The following is a 19,669-nucleotide window of genomic DNA, read 5'->3' as shown; positions in this document are numbered from 1 at the left end:
TGTGTATAGGTCATAGTGCATTTTCCTTTGGCGAGAAAGATGCCTACTATAGCAACTGACCGCCTTTCTTAGAAATTGCACTTATTAGTCGAATCCAAGAAAGTATAATAATAAACACCTCTCCCTATAACCGTGAGAGGTGTTTATCTCAGAAAATGTGAGGCAATTTTAAATAATTTATAGCATAGACTTTAATGTCCAATACCTGCCCTATTTTGCATTTTGTAATTCGACAACAATAAGATTAAGTGGCTCTGTCCCTGAATTTACATCCTTATGGAGTTCCAAACCTTGCTTTTTATCCAGATAAACAGGAATATTTTTCTTCAAAACAATTATTGATTTTTTACCACTTTTATAAATCACATCCAATTCACCATCCTTGTCGGAAATGACAATACGTGGATATTGATGTGAATGATAAGGTAGTTCATCTTTTGGGCAAACTTGCGTTATCCATACTTTTACATCTTTATTTTCAATATGCTGTACTCTTTCCACAGAACATGCCAGTGCCATGGATGAAGACAAACCAAGAACAGAAACTGCATAAGCAAATATTTTCATTGTTATTTCCTTCACGATACGATGATATTATCCGGCATTAATCAGGAACAAATGGCTTATTATGGTTCATGGCTCAAATAGTTAAAGCATTTAAAATGTTTAATCTATTTCAATGAATGTTCTAACCATTTTGTCGCGCATATCTCCCAATTTAGACTTGAATAAGTTAACCAAAAAATGAGGTTTACTCTCATATTTTCAAAAAAAGATAACAAGACTGCTAAGTTAGCTTTAAAACAATGGGGTAAGATTATTTATAAAATAACTTAAAACATTAAGTTATACTTGTTTAACAAAAATTAATTTATCATGTTCTTCAAAGGTGAGTTATTAAAGCCCTTAAATATTGGAAATATACCACCTAAGTCATATCGTCATATAAATATATTTACAAGAATGCAGCGGCCTGAAATAACACAAGCCGCTTCTATTACCCACTTTTTTTACCAAAATAACGACCTAAAATCACTCAGTCGGATGTAAATCCACCCATAACAACTGGCTATCAGTGACTAACGGTTTAATCACGCCTTCCCGCATATCGTCCGGCAACCACCATGCCCCCTGTCCAAAAGCCAGCTGAACATTATTTGTACCCGTTATTTCCCAGCGCCCTTTCAGAACATAGAGCACGCCACTGTGGGAGGTTGGCAATTGGCGTTCATCAGTCACAAAAGAAATTTCAGAAACCCAGTCAGGGCTGCGGGTCATGATATTGAAACACTGAACAGACCCCTCCAACAGTTCAACATTTCCCTGAGTATTACCGGAAAAATAGAAAGGAGACATTTTTTGTACTAATTCATGTTCCAGAAAACCCGGACGAGTTAAACGAAGCCCCTTACCTTTCAATAAGACGATTGCGCGCTCAATAGCCGGAAATTGCCCCAGCACGCCGTTCTTATGAATAGAGGTGAAGCAGGCACGCCAGACAAAATCATCAGCCTCCGGCCAACAAACGATATCTCTTACCTCACCTACACCCCCAACCCATTGCTCTCTTGGTAACTCTGTATAATCGAAACACTTCATTATCATGCTCCTATTTTTCCACTGCTTTTATGTTCTATTTACACCTAAAGAGGCAATTTATGTCGAATTATAAACTTCGCAAAGAATTTTATATGCTGCAATAGAAAAACAGTTAAAGTGTGACTGATTACCCGTATTCTTTTAGTAACATATGACACAAACTGCCCAATGTTCTCATGGCAGAAGCCTGAGCTTCGTTCCATGCAAACGAAGTATTCAGGCGAAAAGCATGATCAAACTGAGAGCTGGTAGAAAACATACTGCCGGGCGCAATACTGATACCTTTGGCCAGAGCCAATTGATACAGTCTGTTAGCATTAAATGGTGGATCAAACTCCAGCCAGATAAAATAGCCGCCCCGGGTACTGTTCACTTTAACCGAGTCGGGAAAATACTCACTTACCGCCCGTAGCATCTGAATCTGCCGCAGTTCCAGTTGATGCCGTAACCGCCGTATATGGCTATCATATCCTCCCTGAGCCAGATACTCCGCAATTGCCAGTTGAGTCGGAACACTGGCTGAAACAGTACTCATCATCTGAATTTGCTGAATTTTCAGGGCATGTTTTCCTGCTGCTACCCAGCCGACACGGTATCCGGGAGTAAGACATTTGGAAAAAGATGAACAGTGCATGAAATTATTTCCATTATCCCACGCCTTGAGTGGCATTGGTGGATTCTGGTCAAAATAGAGTTCGCTATAAACATCATCTTCAATCAGAACAATGTCATTCTGATGCAGAATCTCCACCAGCCGTTGTTTATTTTCTGTCGGCATACTGACGCACAGCGGATTCTGGAAACGGGACATCAGCCAGCAGGCTTTTATCGGGTACTTTCCGGCAACTTCCTCCAGTACATCTAAATCAATTCCGGTTTTCGGATCTGTTTTTATCGCAATGACTTTCAGGCGCAGACGTTCAATAGCCTGCAATGCACCATAAAAAGCCGGTGATTCAATCACCACCCAGTCACCAGGAGAAGTGGCAGACTGGAGACTGAAACTTAACGATTCCATTGCTCCGGCAGTGATCACAATTTCATCGGGAGAAACATGGATACCCTGTGAGGCATAACGACGGGAAATATTGCGGCGCAACTGTTCATTTCCCGGTGGCAGGTTAGCTAAAGAACTGTGGGGTGCAAAACGGCGGGCTACTGATGCTAATGTTTTTGCTAATTTGGGTTCCACCAACAGGGAAGGATCAGGAAATGCAGAGCCAAAAGGAATAATTTGTGGATCTTTGCACGCCTGTACAACATCAAAGATTGATGCACTGATTTCCACATTTTCACTCAGGTTCAGCTTCTTTCCGCCTTTTGCCGCTGCAAAAGGTTTCATTTGGGGGGCAACATAATAGCCTGACTGCGGACGAGCCACAATCCAGCCCTGACTCTCTAGTAATTGATAGGCCTGCATGACTGTCATCAGGCTCAGGCCAGATGATTTCACCGATTCCCGTAAAGATGGCAGCCTGTCCCCTACCAGCCAGATATTATCCTCTATCTGTTGGCGGATCGTCACTGCCAGTTGTTCGTAACGCGTCATATACCGGGCCTTTGATTAGATTGTTATATACCCGCCGTCTTTCAATTTGCCTCTTTGTTGGCTGCGCTCATTCACCCCAGTCACATAGTTACCTATGCTCCCGGGGATTCATTCCCTTGCCGCCTCGACGTATCTTGAAATCCATAAGGTATAGGTGATTAACAGATAATGTCCTTTATTATATCCAAATCTATAACTTGCTGTGGCTACCAATGCAGGTGATGTGAATAATGAATTCAGAACATTAGTAGATTCCACTCAGCTAACTCAGATCATGCAGATTTTTTTTCAAGAATGGCATCTGTTTGAATTCGGAAAATTTCACATGTTCCCCCGCTCTACAGAACAACACATAGCACCGACGAAGATACGTTGATTATTATTAATTTTGTCATAGCTATTATAAGTTTTATTATTGATTTTTAAGATAAATACCTTTATACAATCAGATAATCATTAATAACTTTTAATATTTATTAATAATTTTTGCATTTAATAATTTTTATATCTGATAATTAATAACTAATATTTTTAATAACGAGGATATTTAAATATGCTGAATGAAAATATATTAGAAGATAACAAACAAACCATAACAATATCAACAAATGATGGCACTACATTTCCAGACGGCAAAGCAACTTTTATTTCTGGACAACAAGTAGAATTAATCATTAAGATTTCAGGAAATACACAGTTTAAACCTACTGACAACATAACTCTTCTTCCAGAAAATGATTGGATGAAATTAGTTTCATCCGAGAAAGCTAAAATAAGTCAGGATAAAAAATCCGCTACTGCTAAGTTTTATGTTGAAATTAGCTTAGATAAAAAATATTGGGGAATTAGAAAATTAACTGTAGCAACAACAAATATTACTAATTATCCAGAAGAAACATTCTCTTATCTTGTTTCAGATCTAGACACAAATACCTTACCATTAAATCCGGATAAATTTCATATTGAAGTATCTAATGGAACAAACGACCCAAGTCTAGAAAATACCAATAGAGTATTGGTATCAACGATTGTGAAAGACAGAAAAGGGAATACAATACCAAATTTAGCCATTAATATATCATCAAATGGACAAACGAATTTATCAAAAGTTAAGTTAATGGATTCTAGCGGTGCTACAATACCCGTTCAGAGTGATTTACTCTCAGAATCTCAATATATTAATTTAATTACAGATGGGGACGGTAAGTTACAATTTTATATCTTTCCCCAACAAAATAAAGTATTATTAAATTTATATAGTAGAATAGCGGGAACTGCAAATGTGTATATATCCAAACAGCCAATATTTATTTTAGATACAAAAAATGCACAATTTAAAGAACATCTAGGTGCTCCAGATATATTACAGCTTAATAACAATATTCTGTCACCTATAGAATATGAAGAAAATCTTAGTATAAAAATACCAAAATATCCTAATCCAAATCCTGATGATTATATAATATATATTATTAATGATGAAATATCAGACCATTACAATAAAGTTTTAGATGTAAGAGATTTAGGAAAATATTCTTATCAACTTCCCTATTCTGCATTAACAATGTCAGATAAGGGAATCAATTTTGGTTATCTTCTTGTAATGAATAATTTAGATTTATTTTATTCTTATGGAATTAATTTTTTATATGAATGGGGTCCTAGTGGACCTAGTGAAAGTCAAAGGGAATTTCAACCCCCTACAGTGTATTCCAGTTTTGGAATAGATCCATCAAATATTATACCTATGAATGATATGATTAATTACACCACAATCAGCCAATATTTATTTAATGGAGATGTGGGACTTTTTGTGGAAGTTGAAGCTGATTCTACGGATGCAAATAAAGTGAATCCTGGAGATACAGTTACTATTGAATTAATTATTAAATCATCTAATAAAGGGCCTATTAACTCTACTTATACAATTACAATGCCTCAAGCAGCTCCTCATGCAACAACATCAAAAGGACATGCTAGCATTTCCGGTGACTTGCTTAACAACCTTGGTGCGGATAGTGACGGAGGAGGGCAAGCAACTCTATATATTGATTATTATAAGGGCATATCTAAAAAAACTGGAACGTATAGTAAAAAATGGCAAGCATACATAGATACTCTATAAATTAGCCATTTAATTTTTATTAAATAATAAAAAAGTAGCTATAGTCATAACATAGTTACTTTTTTTTACCGAATATAGCATAGATGTTTTTTCATAAGATACTAGCAGGCTATCCCGAATAATAGGGATAAGTGGCTGGATATAATACATATTAGCAGCAGTAAAACCACATATTATAGCTATAGGGCGGCACACTTAAGTCAGTCAGCGACGGACTATAAGTGGCAACAAGAAGTGCAACAAATGTCTTCATGACAACAATGAACCAAATCCCGGTACGTGCGTATTCAGCCCAAGCTGCTTCAACAGCATATAAGTTGTCGCAACGGAAGCTGAAATCACCGGTAATCCCGTGCGGGCTTCGATCAGGGGTACTGAAGCCAGTGAAGGCATTTGTACGCAGGCAGAGGCGACTATTGCATCCACATTACTATTCAGCTTTTTAGTGATTTCTGCCGGAGCCAGCGGGTTCTGACGCCCGACCGCAAGGTTATCCGCAATTTCCAGCGAGATGCTGTCAATGACTTCAATACCCTCATTTTCGATGTAATCAATAACCAACCGTGTTAACGGCTTCATATAGGGTGTCAGTATTGAGATCCGTTTTGCCCCCAAAGCATGAAGCCCATCAACTAATGCTCCGGCACTTGTGACCACCGGAGCCGGATGATCGTTCTCTGATGTCCGCAAATGTAAGCGTTTTTCAGCAATCCGGTGATAGCCTTTACCCATGCTCATGATTGCCACCAGACAGGCATATCCCAGAACATCTACCGAAGCGTCTGACAATTCCAGCGCGCAGCGATCACTGTCGGCATCCATTGCCGCCAGTTCATCTTTGCTGACTGTTTTCATTCTCATACGACTGGAATGAAAAGTGAAACGCTCAGGAGTAACCATTTCACGGGCGCGCAAAATAGCGGGGATTTCTGTTTCCATTGTGGTATTTGAAGAAGGCACAATCAGCCCTACCCTGATGTGATTTTGTTCAACTTTACGCTGTTCATTCACGGCAGATCCTCCCGCATAGCGTTAACCCGATCAGTAGTATTAACCCGATCAGTAGTGCTAACCCAATCAGCAGATGGATTGAAGTCAGTCTGATCCGGCATATCAGTAAATGTGACTGCATTCATGGCACGGCGGTTGACTGTCAGGTCAAAAATGTCAAAACGGTTGTAATGCCCTGTGATGTCGTGCATCTGACGGGGCTGAATACAGCGGTTCAGGTCAATTTCCGCGTAAACAATTCCTGCTTTATCAATCAGGGGAGAGCCAATCACACGCCCGTCCGGCCCGATAACTCCGGTAAATGCACTATTACGACGTGCCAGCAACTGTTTTGCTTCAGGATGACTGGCGGCCATCGCCTGTACGATTTCTGGCGAGATAGTGGAGCAGGAAACGATAGTGAAAACTTTGCCTTCGAAGCAGTGCGCTGCGGCCCGCAAACGGATCGCTTCCGCCATATCATAATCCGGTGGCGCAACAGGCAGGGAAATATAGCTGGCGACGTGTACCAATTCCCCCTGTGATAACAATGTGAAACGCGCCAGTGGATTGGTATTTTCACCACAGGCCAACACACCTAGCGGGCCTATGCTGGTGTTATGCACGGTTAATGAAGAAGCGTCACCATTTGCCCACGTCAGTTTTTCTGCCCATGTCGGAACCAGTTTACGGTGGCGTCCCAGAATCACGCCTTCATCAGAAATAGTCACCAGTGTGTTATAAAGCGTCGCAATGCTATTGGGATTGCGTTCATTGATGCCAACGACAACATTGATGTGGTGACGGGCAGCAGCCTGCGCTACCTTAAGAATCTCCGCTCCCGGTACTTCAATGGCAGATTTGCACAGTTTTTCAAACCACGGGCTGCCCTGTACAGGGTTCATTACCCAGTTCCAATAGGGATAACCAGCAATAAATACTTCAGGGAAAGCCACCAGACTGGCACCGTTATCTGCCGCCTCATGGATCAATCGGCAAACGAGATCAACCGTTGCCTCCGTATCTAGAAAGATTGGGGCAGCCTGTACCGCAGCGGCCCTGAATTTAGGAAGATTCAGCATCTCAGGCTCCTGTTTAATAAATGAGGTTTATACGGCGATGACCGGATGACGCAAATCGCCGATTTTCTCAAGATGGGCTTCAATAACATCTCCCGGCCATAACCATTCCTGAGGAGTACGCCCAGCTCCGACGCCTGATGGTGTGCCTGTGGCGATAATATCCCCCGGCTCCAGCACAATGCCTTTACTAATATCAGCGATCAGGGCATCGACTTTGAATAACATATGACGGGTATTGGAATCCTGTTTAGTTACTCCATTAACTTTCAGGCTCAATGCAAGGTTATGCGGATCGGGAATTTCATCGGCAGTCACAATGCAGGGGCCGAAAGGTGCATAAGTGTCCTGTCCCTTAGAATAGATCCACTGCCCGGCACGACGGCAGTCACGCGCACTCATATCAATAATCAGGCTATAGCCGAAAACATATTTCAGGGCATCAGCTTCCGATACCCCTTTGGCTCGTGTTCCTATGATAACGGCTAACTCCACTTCCCAATCCAGTTGTCGGGTAATTTCACTGTTATGCTCAATGGCATCCCCCGGGCCAATCACTGTGGAGGGAGGTTTGGAGAAGATAACCGGCTCTTTGGGCAACTCTTTTGCTGTATCCAGCGAACGGCTGGATTCTTCAACATGCTCGACATAATTCAGACCAATACCGAAAATGTTCTTACGCGGCCGGGGAATGGGAGCAAGTATTTTGACATTTTCCAATGGCCGGATAACACCAACCGGCCATAATCCATCAAATGAATTCAGCAACATTGCTGTACTGCTTACAGCTTGTGGCCCCAGTTCAATAAAATCGAGCATATTGTCCGGCAATGTGCTACCACTATGAGCTGCCAGTTTTGCCAGATCAACGACATTATTATTAACTATCGCCCCTAATCGAGCTTGCGCCGTTATCTCGGTACGATAAGTAATTAAACGCATTTTTATTCTCCCACTCGCTGATGCCCGTTATTTTCAGTCAGGGCTTCTTCGTAATAGAGTTGTAATGCCAGCATCACCGGCAAATCGCTGAAACAGAACAGGCAGGCATCTTCAGTTTGTGATGTATTGACATGCTCATGGAATTTCCATGACGGAACACAAAAGATATCCCGCTCCTGCCAATCAAATCGCTGACCATCAATAACAGAATAGCCGGTGCCTTTCGCAACCTGATAAATGAAACTGCCGGTATGCCGATGAGCCTTACCAACGAATCCTGGCCGCAGTAGCTGCATACTGGCTCCCATAGTCGGCATTACATGGCCGCCAGTCAGAGGATTGGTGTAGTGCATCAGTATGTCGTCAAACGGTGATCCCGCTGATATGCTGGCATAGTGTTTCAGGGCTTCATAAGTCGGCTTCCATTGATACCTGAATAGTGGGGAGTAAGGTTTATCCCAGCCAATATTTTGCGGACGCAAAGCGGGAGCGCCCCACAGAGCCACAGAGGAATCCACCGGCTCAGTCACGGCCTGATGCAAATCAGGGTGCACTTTATAAAATCCGGCTTCCAGCATATTGACCAATGGCATATCAAGACCATCCTGCCAGATACATGGAGTACCATCAGGCTCAACGCCGTGTTCATGCCAGGTTCCATTGGGTGTCAGAACAAAATCATTCGCCTCCAGCAACATTTTCTGACCATCAACAATCGTATAAGCGCCACGTCCTTCCATAATAAAACGCAGGGCAGAAGAAGAATGAGCATGTGCCGAAGCTGCCTCCCCCGGTTGCATAATCTGAAGCCCGGAATAAAGCAGACCGACCGCAGGCCCTTCTCCCGATTTTCCGGGATTTTCCAGATAAACGACCCGACGACCGGCTTTTTCCGGAGTGACTAATTCTGCGGATTTAAGAACATGTTTACGTAAATCCCGATAACGCCAGAGTACCGGAACAGAAGTGGATTTAGGCTGCCAAGGCTCTATTTTGTTAGCAATTGTCCAGAGTGCCCCTGTGTTGTATTTTGCCAGTTCTTTGTAATAGGCCAACAGTTCAGGGCTATCGGCGACATTGGCACGTCCGAGTATATCTTCTCTGTACCGGTCATGGCTGCCTTGCCCGTGCAGCTCATAATCCTGCACATTTTCTTGCTGAGACATCAGGTATCTCCTATACGGGTAAACTGTTATACGGATAAACCGTCATTTGAAAACCGAACTGAGATTTAGTGAATATTCTTCTGAGCGAGCTGGCGTTCCAGTTGCTCTTTACCGTAAATATACGACTCCGGCCAATTGATATCTGTCCAGCCATATCTGGCACATTCATGCAGCAGCCATGCTGAATCGGCTAAAAACGGGCGGGATAAGGCACACAGGTCTGCCCGGCCGGAAGCGATGATGCTGTTAATCTGATCGGCATCAGTAATTGCGCCAACCGCAATAACGGGCACATTGCCTTCATTGCGGATACGATCAGCCATCGGAGTCTGATACATCCGTCCGTAAACAGGCCGTTGTTCAGCAGAGACTTCCCCGGTTGAGCAATCCACCATATCAGCACCCGCCTCATAGAAAGCTCGGGCGATGATGACCGCATCATCAACGGTAGTTCCTCCTGCCACCCAGTCAGTGGCAGAGATGCGTACAGATATTGGTAACTCAGCAGGCCAGACATGACGGACAGCTTTCAGAACAGCTAACGGGAAACGCAGCCGGTTTTCCAGCGAACCCCCATATTCATCATCACGCAGATTAGTGACAGGAGAAATAAAGCTGGAGAGTAGATAACCATGAGCTGCCTGAATTTCCAGCCAATCAAAACCGGCTTTGGCTGCACGATGAGTTGCTTCGGTAAATTGCGAAATAATTTCACTCATTTGTGCCTGAGTCACCGCAGTCGGCACCTGCGAAATGCCGGGCAAATAAGGTATGGGTGAAGCAGAGATCAGCGGCCAGTTTCCTTCCGGCAACGGATAATCAGCGTGTTCCCAACCCCGTTGAGTTGAACCACGCCTGCCTGAGTGCCCTAATTGAATGCCTATCCGGGCATCTGTATTCTGATGGATAAAATCTGTGATGAATTTCCATCCCTGCACTTGTTGTTCATTCCACAGACCCGGGCAGGCTGGCGTTACCCGTGCCTGTGGCGAAACGGCGGTCATTTCGGCAATGACTAAACCAGCCCCTCCCAGCGCCCTGCTGCCAAGATGAATCTGATGGAATGCCCCCGGAATACCATCCACTGCCTTATACAGCAGTGTAGGCGAAACCACGACCCGGTTTTTCAGCGTAATTCTCCGCACGCGATACGGAGTCAGTATGGGCGGGAGAAGAGGAGAGGATTGATCAGGCTGCCGATTGAACCAGTGCTCATAATTTTCCAGCCATGATTTATCCCGCAGTCTCAGATTTTCATGGGAAATGCGCTGCGAACGGGTCAGTAAAGAATAGGCGAACTGTTCTGGCGGAAAGTCTTCATAACGGGCGACATTCTCAAACCATTCAGTGGAATTACGGGCCGCGTTCTGAATTTTCAACACTTCCACGCTGCGCACTTTCTGGTAATGCGCTAATCCTGACAATAAATTCCCCTGATAAGCTTTCAGGCTGTTAGCCAGTTCAATGGCATCTTCCAACGCCAGTTTCGTGCCGGAACCAATGGAAAAGTGAGCCGTGTGAGCCGCATCTCCCATCAATACAATCGGTACATTTTTGCCGTTATCTTTGCTGTTATCACCGCCTGGCCTGATCCAGTGTACCCAATGATTACAGATAACCCGGGGAAAACGAATCCAGATTGCAGCTCCCCGTAAATGGGCTGCATTGGAGATCAATTTATGTCCATCCAGCCATTGCGCAAAGATATTTTCACAGTACGCAATGCCCTCTTCCTGCGACATTTTGTCAATTCCCGCAGCCAGCCACGTCTCTTCTGTAGTTTCCACAATGAATGTGGATACCCCTTCCTGAAACTGGTAAGCATGAGCCTGAAACCAGCCATGTTCTGTTTCAGCAAATAAAAAGGTAAAAGCATCAAATACCCTGTGAGTTCCCAGCCAGACAAACCGGCAATGGCGCTGTTCAATATCAGGCCAGAAGTTTTCAGCATGACGATTACGGATTTGGCTGTTGACCCCATCGGATGCGATCAGCAAATCAGCATCGTATTGGCGGGCTGCTTCCTGCTCATCCTGAACCAGTTTCTCGAATACCAGCTCAACTCCCAGCTCCTGACAGCGATCCTGAAGAATATTCAGTAATTTTTTGCGACCAATACCAATAAAACCATGACCACCACTGCGGTTTACCGTGCCTTTAAAGTGGATATCGATATTTTCCCAACGGCTGAATGCTGAACTGATAGAATTGGCAGAAACCGGATCAGCCATATTCAGGTTTTCCAGTGTGGCATCCGAAAACACAACCCCCCAGCCAAAAGTATCATAGGGGCGATTACGCTCGAGCACGACAACGCGGTTATCAGGATTTTGTAACTTCATCAGTAAACCGAAATATAAACCCGCTGGCCCGCCACCAATACACACGATGTTCATATTTTTTTTATTCATGCTTTTTCTCCTGTCACACCTCTTATGGTCACGGGTTAAGGCATGGCTGTTTAATGAATGATGAATTAGATAATTAATGGCTGATTAATTAATGAATAATAGAGTTCATCAGGTATCGGAATTGCCTTATGAGTATCCAGTGAGGTCGTAACATAGGTCTGGATCACACTCATTCTTAACTCACCTTCCTGACTGAAACAACGTTGGCGTAGCGTAAGTGACCTTTTACCAATCTGTTCAACATTCAGTTCCAGCCAGACCTGATCGCCTATTCTGCTGATCGCCTTAAACTCCGCCTCCAGATGTACTGTTGGTAAGCCGAAGCGGTGTTTAGTAATGTAAGCGGCATACCCCACTGACGTTAGCTCATCGAACCAGTCTTCCAACAGGTTGTTGAACATCACAAAATATTGAGGATAAAAAACAATTCCCGCCGGATCACATTCAGAGAACCTGATCTTATGAGGCTGGACATATTTATGCAGGCTCATTACTGACTCCTCCTCCGTTCTTTTTCAGGATACTGGTTTCAAGATACTGCCAATAGTTATGCAACTGATGACCGTGCTCATCCGCCAGTGCTGCTTCACGTAATTGATCCAGATGGTTTGCCGACAGCTTTTCCCGATAGTGATCCACGATATTCATCAGAGTCCGAAAATTTTTCAGACCACGGTCATGAGTCTCACCATATCCCTTCAACAGTTGCTGACACTTTGCAACTTCTACTGCCAGTACCGGATCATGCCTTGCCACTGCCACAATTCGTCGTAGCCAGTTCTCAATCTGGGCTGTTTCGTGTTGAAAACGCAGAGTACGGCGGCGTATCCGGCGTAAACCCGCCAGCATATAGAGCAGGGAATACCCCCATATTGAGCTGGTCGTAATAACATAACCGCGACTGAACAGCTTTGTCAGTATCCGGTTTATAGCATGAGGGCGGGATAACCAACGGCCTATACCGACTGGTAAGGTGTCACAGATCTCTTCTGTTCTGGGATGCAGAAATTCATTAATTTTGACAATCTGGTGACTGTGCGCCCGTACCTCTTTATACACTCGCACAAAACGGCTGGCCCGGATTTTCAGATCAGCCACCCGGATGGTGTCTTCATAAGTCATCCACAGTGCCAGATGACGGGCCGTTTCACGCAGTAACTGTTGATTATGCTTTCCGACCTGAGTGACCAAGTGTTGCAACCGATCAAGATATACACCGGCATATTCCGGATCTTGATAATCTATCAAACGCCTGACTGCTTCGAGTGCCATTTTATGGGTATAGGAGGGCAGGTTTTTCTGAATACGCAATAAGAGCGCGTTCACATGATTATTACTGAGCACGTTTTGATGTTTAACAAAGCTGTGATATTTAGCCGGATTTTCACATTCAACATCGTCTTTACCCTCGGAATTATCTTTACATGCGGAATGGTCTTTAAACGCGGAATTGCTATTCCCGGAGTGGTGTTCACCTTCAACATCGCCCTTATCAGACTTATCGATAAGGGTAGTTTGCGCCCGACTCAGCCCCAGACCAAATGCCTGTAAACTGGGTTTTATTCCCACTCCCTTCCTGATAATTGCCTGCTCAAACTGAATACTGCTGAACGGCAGGATACCTGCACCACAGAGTGCCCCAAACAGTACAGCACTAATCACGCTGCCGCTCTTTTCTGCCATCCATGCCATATCAAAATAAATAAAGTGCCGGGCAGCCTGCCGCGCTTGTCGGATTAACCGGCGGCTATCCACCCGCCCATCACCCATCGCTGATTTTTCTTTTATGGAGAAAGCCCTATGTGTTGAGGCGATCAGTGTTGTGCGATCCGGTGTCACAAAACCACGCTGGACTGCTCGCCCGGCCTCCATTAATTCAGAGGCCAGTACAATATCCACATCACCGGCTGTCGGCATTAATGCCAATACCGGCACAAGGGCATCCGGCTCGTCCGCGCCGGGGAACAGCTCAACATAATATATTGTCGCTCCCGTCCGTTGCGCGACACCGGGTACTGAGGTTGTCTGAGCAAAGTAACCATGTTCTTCAGCCAGACTGACAATCCAGTCAGCCAACACACCACCACCCTCACCTCCCATCGCCAGAATGGCAATTTTGATCGGTTCGGTTTTCTTTTTCATGATCAACGAATTAATGTGTGATGATATCAACATGGTTTCTCCTTAAAGGATCACAGAAACAGTTTGTTAAACCTCATATCGTTCACGACGTCTTATCTCCCGACGTTGCAGGTAGTGGATGAAACTTTTGCGAATACGATCCAGCAGCCGCTCCCAGCGGGAGGGGTTAGTTACAATTCTGGCTCTGAAAAAAGAGGGGCATAACACCGCTGTATGGGATATTTCCCCGCACAACCCACATCCCACACAACTATTCAATACCGTTACCACAGGGTCGGTACGTAGCGGATCAGGATTTGGTTTAATTGAGAGGGAAGGACAACCGGACAAACGTATACAAGAGTGATCCCCCGTACAGGTGTCAGGATCAACACCAAAACGTTCATGCACCACTCTCCGGCCTGCGGCCTGTAATTCTCTGTTTTCTTTTTTTATACGGCGTTGTTTATTCAGCATACACTCACTTTGTGCAACCACGACTTTCGGGCCCTGTTTATTGGTTGTCAACGCTTCCCGTAAGCTTTTGAGCATAGTTTTGAGATCATAAGTCCGTCTGATTGTGCGTACCCATTTCACCCCGACTCCCTTAACTGCTTTTTCGATGTCATGCCCGGTGCTGCGGCTGGCATTAAGGGCCGTGGAAGATGGAATATCCTGCCCGCCGGTGGCAGAGGTATAGCTGTTATCCACAATAATGGTCAGATTATTACTGCGGTTAAAAACGCTATTCGCAATCCCACTCGTCAGGCCGTTATGCCAGAACCCACCATCCCCCATCACCGAAATTGCCCGCTTATTAAAGGCTGACGTACTCAGAGCTGAAGCACTGGCAGCCCCTAATCCGTACCCCATTGTGGTATTACCTAAATTAAATGGCGGCAGAATGGCAAACAGATGACAGCCAATATCTGCACTAATATGATGTTGCCCTAATTCCCGCTCCAACAGTTTTATCGCAGTAAAAATCGGGCGTTCTGGACAACCGGTACAAAATCCGGGAGGGCGGGCATGAACCACATTTTCTGGTGCTTTACTTTGCGGTTTTATACTTTCTCTCTTTTCATCCGGTAAAGTCACTGACGGAATCTGTACCTGACAGGCAGCTATCGGCACTTTGGCTTCAATCCGCCCATAACGCTCCAGAAAAGCCCGAATGCCAGCCAATACAGTGGCCGTATCATACTCTCCCGCCATTGGCAGTAAGTCCTTACCGTGTAACCGAACAGCGATATCACGCTGATGCAGAATACTGGTGATATTTTGTTCTACAAAGTTGGGCTGCCCCTCTTCCAGTAGCAGAATGGCTTGTTTACCGCAACAAAAACGTTCAACTTCCTCATCAACCAATGGGTATGCGACATTCATGACATACAGCGGAATACGACTTTCACCGAATACATTTGCCAGTCCCAGTAAATTCAATGCCCGGATTACGGTGTTATAGCACCCTCCCTGTAAAGCAATACCGATATCATCTATACCTTCGGCAAAAAACTCATTCAACGCATGCTGCTGAATAAAACGCACAGCGGCAGGCCAACGTTCCTGAATTTTCTCTTTTTCATGTAAAAAACTGGCAGGCGGCAGAACAATCCGGCTCAGATCACGTGTCGGATTTGCCAGCGCATCTTCAATCCTGAATGCTGATAACTGATTATCAGCACAGACAAATCTGCCATGTGCATGACAGGCACGAATACGCATCTGCAACATAACCGGAGTGTGGCTGGCTTCAGACAACTCAAATCCCATCTTCACCGCCTGTACAATTGAAGGCAGATTCGGACGTGGATCAAGCAGCCAAATTTGTGATTTCATAGCAAATGCATGACTGCGTTCCTGCATGATTGAGGAACCCTCACCATAATCTTCACCAACTATGATCAGGGCTCCCCCTAAAACACCGCCGGACGCCAGATTTGCCAGCGCATCAGAAGCAACATTTGTACCTACTGTTGCTTTGAATGTCACAGCACCGCGTAATGGATAGTTAACTGAGGCTGAAAGTGTGGCAGCAGCGGTTGCTTCACTGGCGCTGTTTTCAAAACGAATACCATATTCGGAAAGAATATCCTGCGCATCAGCCAGAACATCCATCAAATGAGAAATAGGCGCTCCCTGATAACCTGCAACATAAGCAACGCCGGATTCAAGCAGCGCTTTTGTGACAGCGAGGATACCTTCCCCACTGAAAACTTCGCCCTTCCCTAAACGTAATTTTTTCACTTCCTTCACGAAAGATCGTTCTGCCATGTTCACCTCTGATTTTTATACCCAGTGAATTTCGAATTGCACCGCAGCAAGGGAATAACTTCCCGACATAAAAAATAGTGACTGGAGTGATAAGTGCAGCCAACAAAAAGAGGCAGCCAGAAAGACGGGATATGTAATAGGAGTATGGAGAAAAGAAATTAATGATCAATGCATGATCTATCATGCAATTGTTATTTATGCAGTCCCCGGATAAGTCATGCAAGGAATGGATATATCCTTCATTTTTCGGTCAGGAAATCAGGTTCAATGAACACTCAACCACTCGATATTTTGGGAAAAATTTCACTGCCAAAACAGACACACTATCGGCATGCTCTCCTTAAATTATAATATGTTTTTCTGGTTCTATCGCATTTACGGTAAGTTAATCATGCGATAGAACCAGAAATAACCTCGTATATTTACAACCCATTTAACATAAAAATATTGTTACTTGATATATATATTCTGCTGCGATCTTTTCCTGAATTTTTCTTATGAAAAAAAATACTATTCCCATCTAGTTCATTTAATTTTTCTATGTGTGTTCCTCCACATGGAATAATAATATCATCATATCGCCAGTAAAATATCGTATCTGTTTTTTCTTCGGGCTCAATAATCACTTCCTTATCTGAATTAATTTTTTCCAATGCATATCCTTTTATAGTTTCCCAACCTTCAATTGATATTTTTTTATTTAATGAAAAACTTGCTTTATTCTCATCTATAAAACAACCTTTGACTGAAACTGATTCATTTTCTTCATCAAAAAAACGATTAAATGCATAAAATAAAAAATGAGCTAACGTATGATGCTTCATTATTGAATATCTTCTATTCCATTCTATATTCATAGTAACTACATCACCAATGCTAAAATCAATTTCAGATGAAAAAAAATGTACGACTCTGGTTTCAACATCAATGTAAGGGACATCAACGTCGGTTCTTTTAATTGATAACTTACTACCAAATTTATGCTGAACATCAGTAACGTTAGCTATTTTATCATCAGATGTTATTATTTTACCTGTATCACTTACCTGTCCTCCTGATTCGGCATAAAAAATTGTTTTATCAAATACAGCCACATTATTTTCAACAAATAAAACCGTAGCTTTTAGTTCCTTAAGATAAGGTTCTTTGTTATATATTCTCTCAGTAAATGGTAACTTAAAAATACTATCATAGTCATATTTCATACATTAACCCTACTTTTTCTTTATTAAGAAGATACCAAGAAGCACAATAAATACACCAACCATTTCCATTGTTGACAAAATCTCTCTAAAAATAAAATATGAAAAAATAGCGGATATGACAGGTTGGGTTAGAACAAGTACTGATGCAATATTAGCTGATATCTTTCCTAAAATATAACTTAGGCCTCCTTGCCCTAAAATTTGTGAAAAGATAGCTAATCCCAACAGTGGTAAAAGTTCGCTAGTATTTCTTGGATATGAAATTCCTTCATTTGATAAAGCAGCAATAAATAAAATGGGTAATGCTCCAAATGAACTGTAGTACATAATTTGCAGCGCTGATGCTTTACTCCTTACTTTATATACTATAAGCAAAAATGTAGCGTAAAATATTGATGTAATAAAAGCTAAAACATTCCCATAAGCATTACCACTTATAGCATTTTCCTTTCCCTCTATTAAGATGAAAACACCTACCAGAGTAACAAGTAAACTAAAGAAAAAACGAGTTGATATTTTTTCTCTAAAAAAGAAATAAGAAACAGGTACAATTATAAAAGGAACCATATTTGCAAGTAAATTTGCATTCGCTACAGTTGTATAATGAAAGGATATATTCCATAAAATTAAATCCCCAGCTAGAAAAGACCCGGCTAAAATAATAGTCAGCTTTTCTTTCAAAGTTAATAACTTTTCATTTTTACTAAAAAAAAATAATGCAATATATAAAATTGGAACACTAAACAATATCCTATAAAAACCAGTATTTATTGGACCTAGTTCACTTAACTTAACAAAAATACCACCGCTAGCCAAACCGCTAACAAATAGCAATGTTAAAATTATATTAATATTTTTTTTCAAAATAGTCATATGTTGTTACTTCTTGTCGGTTGTTTTTTATTTTTACAATGCTATTATCTGGGATATTTTCAGTTATAATTGAGTGAGGTGATATTTTAACATTATTACCAATAAATATATTGCCAAAAATCCTTACAAATCCAGCTATTTCAACATTGTTACCTATTTGAGGGTGGCGATTTTCTTGCTTATTCGATGCTATATGAGTTGCTCCTAAAATAACATTTTGTAATAAATAACAATCAGTTCCAATTTTACATGTTTCACCGATTACTGTACCAACCCCGTGGTCTATAACAAAACGAGAACCAATTTTGCATGCAGGGTGAATTTCGATTTCTGTTTTTACTTTACAATATTCAGATATTTTTTTTGCATCAATAATTTTATTATATTTGTTATAAATTACTGATGCAACTCTATAACCCACCACAGCATCGAATGAAGAAAAGGATAATAATAAATATTTGCTATTGTTGTAGGTAGAAGGATCTTTTATTAAAAAAGAATTCATATCTTCATATGTATGACTCAATATATTTGAGACATCTATTTCTTCAATATAATTAATATTGAACTTATTTAGTAAAAAGACTATTTTTGATAATAATAGACTATGGTCATTTATCATAAACATATGATCACCACTGATGTTCTAAATAACTTCTTCCACTATCAGGTGCGATTGTAACAATCGTTTTATCTTTTTCATAATTGCAAGCTTCTTTCAAAGCAGCCAATATATTACCGACAGATGATATCCCAACAAAAATACCATATTTTTTTATTAACCATTTTTTAAAATCGCATATTTCGTCAAAATTAACATCAATCATATGATTTATTATCTTTAAATCAACAATAGATGGAATAATTCCTACTGAAGTTGCTTCGATCTTATGGGGTATAAATTTCCCATTGATGAAATCACACCCTTCTGGCTGAACACCAACTATTTTCGCATTAGAGTTAATGCTGTTTAAATATCGCCCCACTCCCATTAGGGTTCCACCTGTTCCTATTCCTGCCACAAATACATCAATATTCCTACCATTTAACTGATTAACAATCTCTGGGCCTGTTGTTAAAAAATGCGATTTTGGATTAGATGGATTAGAAAACTGATCCAAAAAAACATATTCATTCGGTGTGCTTTTTAAAATTTCTTTTGCCATTCTAATATGTGAACCAGGTCCGGTGGTGTGATCGGATAAAATTATTTCAGCTCCATAATTTTTTAAAGTACTTGGATTCGACTAATAAGTGCAATTTCTAAGAAAGGCGGTCAGTTGCTATAGTAGGCATCTTTCTCGCCAAAGGAAAATGCACTATGACCTATACACA

The 19,669-nt window shown here is 42.2% G+C and carries 15 protein-coding genes and 1 pseudogene; 1 reads left to right on the top strand and 15 read right to left on the bottom strand.

The annotated features are described in order from the left end of the window. Window positions 1–210: 210 nt before the first annotated feature. From Xinn_RS16955 to Xinn_RS16945, 3 genes are all read right to left on the bottom strand, one after another. On the bottom strand, window positions 211–567 hold the full coding sequence (locus Xinn_RS16955) for a cupin domain-containing protein (RefSeq protein ID WP_086952966.1): 357 nt from the start codon (window positions 565–567) through the stop codon (window positions 211–213). 465 nt (window positions 568–1,032) lie between these two features. Next, window positions 1,033–1,599, bottom strand: a complete 567-nt coding sequence (locus tag Xinn_RS16950; RefSeq protein WP_244590236.1) for a HutD/Ves family protein — start codon at window positions 1,597–1,599, stop codon at window positions 1,033–1,035. Between the two features lie 127 nt (window positions 1,600–1,726). Then, window positions 1,727–3,148, bottom strand: a complete 1,422-nt coding sequence (locus tag Xinn_RS16945) for an aminotransferase-like domain-containing protein (protein ID WP_086952964.1) — start codon at window positions 3,146–3,148, stop codon at window positions 1,727–1,729. Between the two features lie 553 nt (window positions 3,149–3,701). Between Xinn_RS16945 and Xinn_RS16940 the strand changes: the two genes are divergently transcribed. Next, window positions 3,702–5,273, top strand: a complete 1,572-nt coding sequence (locus tag Xinn_RS16940) for a hypothetical protein (RefSeq protein ID WP_086952963.1) — start codon at window positions 3,702–3,704, stop codon at window positions 5,271–5,273. Window positions 5,274–5,522: 249 nt separating this feature from the next. On the opposite strand, the gene Xinn_RS16935 is transcribed toward Xinn_RS16940, so the two are convergent. From Xinn_RS16935 to Xinn_RS16880, 12 genes and pseudogenes are all read right to left on the bottom strand, one after another. Next, on the bottom strand, window positions 5,523–6,284 hold the full coding sequence (locus Xinn_RS16935) for a maleate cis-trans isomerase family protein (RefSeq protein ID WP_422646002.1): 762 nt from the start codon (window positions 6,282–6,284) through the stop codon (window positions 5,523–5,525). Next, the gene (locus Xinn_RS16930) at window positions 6,281–7,345 is read right to left on the bottom strand and encodes a carbon-nitrogen hydrolase family protein (RefSeq protein WP_086952962.1); all 1,065 of its coding nucleotides are present in this window, start codon (window positions 7,343–7,345) and stop codon (window positions 6,281–6,283) included. Before Xinn_RS16930 ends, Xinn_RS16935 begins: the two co-directional genes overlap by 4 nt. Before the next feature lie 27 nt (window positions 7,346–7,372). Further along, the gene (locus tag Xinn_RS16925; protein ID WP_086952961.1) at window positions 7,373–8,284 is read right to left on the bottom strand and encodes a fumarylacetoacetate hydrolase family protein; all 912 of its coding nucleotides are present in this window, start codon (window positions 8,282–8,284) and stop codon (window positions 7,373–7,375) included. 2 nt (window positions 8,285–8,286) lie between these two features. Next, window positions 8,287–9,450 carry a cupin domain-containing protein gene (locus tag Xinn_RS16920; protein WP_086952960.1) on the bottom strand — a complete coding sequence of 388 codons (1,164 nt, stop codon included), beginning with the start codon at window positions 9,448–9,450 and terminating at the stop codon, window positions 8,287–8,289. 65 nt (window positions 9,451–9,515) lie between these two features. Then, a complete protein-coding gene (locus Xinn_RS16915; RefSeq protein ID WP_244590235.1) occupies window positions 9,516–11,861 on the bottom strand; it encodes a bifunctional salicylyl-CoA 5-hydroxylase/oxidoreductase in 2,346 nt (781 codons plus the stop codon). A gap of 65 nt (window positions 11,862–11,926) precedes the next feature. Further along, on the bottom strand, window positions 11,927–12,352 hold the full coding sequence (locus Xinn_RS16910) for an acyl-CoA thioesterase (protein ID WP_086952959.1): 426 nt from the start codon (window positions 12,350–12,352) through the stop codon (window positions 11,927–11,929). Then, window positions 12,339–14,036 (bottom strand): indolepyruvate oxidoreductase subunit beta family protein, encoded by a 1,698-nt coding sequence (locus tag Xinn_RS16905; protein ID WP_143706493.1) that lies wholly within the window; start codon window positions 14,034–14,036, stop codon window positions 12,339–12,341. Before Xinn_RS16905 ends, Xinn_RS16910 begins: the two co-directional genes overlap by 14 nt. A gap of 33 nt (window positions 14,037–14,069) precedes the next feature. Further along, window positions 14,070–16,256 carry a thiamine pyrophosphate-dependent enzyme gene (locus tag Xinn_RS16900; RefSeq protein ID WP_086952958.1) on the bottom strand — a complete coding sequence of 729 codons (2,187 nt, stop codon included), beginning with the start codon at window positions 16,254–16,256 and terminating at the stop codon, window positions 14,070–14,072. 422 nt (window positions 16,257–16,678) lie between these two features. Then, entirely contained in the window at window positions 16,679–17,461 is a 783-nt protein-coding gene (locus Xinn_RS16895) for an alanine--tRNA ligase-related protein (RefSeq protein WP_099137705.1), read from the bottom strand. Window positions 17,462–17,470: 9 nt separating this feature from the next. Then, window positions 17,471–18,334 (bottom strand): DMT family transporter, encoded by an 864-nt coding sequence (locus Xinn_RS16890; RefSeq protein ID WP_086952957.1) that lies wholly within the window; start codon window positions 18,332–18,334, stop codon window positions 17,471–17,473. Beyond that, window positions 18,309–18,962, bottom strand: coding sequence for a serine O-acetyltransferase (locus tag Xinn_RS16885; protein WP_211286025.1), 654 nt, complete (start codon window positions 18,960–18,962; stop codon window positions 18,309–18,311). Before Xinn_RS16885 ends, Xinn_RS16890 begins: the two co-directional genes overlap by 26 nt. Window positions 18,963–18,966: 4 nt before the next feature. Beyond that, a pseudogene (locus Xinn_RS16880) lies at window positions 18,967–19,557 on the bottom strand (PLP-dependent cysteine synthase family protein); the annotation flags it as partial. Between the last annotated feature and the right edge of the window lie 112 nt (window positions 19,558–19,669).

The sequence above is a fragment of the Xenorhabdus innexi genome (genome assembly GCF_002632485.1).
In the GTDB taxonomy this organism is placed as follows: domain Bacteria; phylum Pseudomonadota; class Gammaproteobacteria; order Enterobacterales; family Enterobacteriaceae; genus Xenorhabdus; species Xenorhabdus innexi.
The sequence above is the reverse complement of the archived record's forward strand: the minus strand, read 5'-3'. Positions and strand labels throughout refer to the sequence as shown.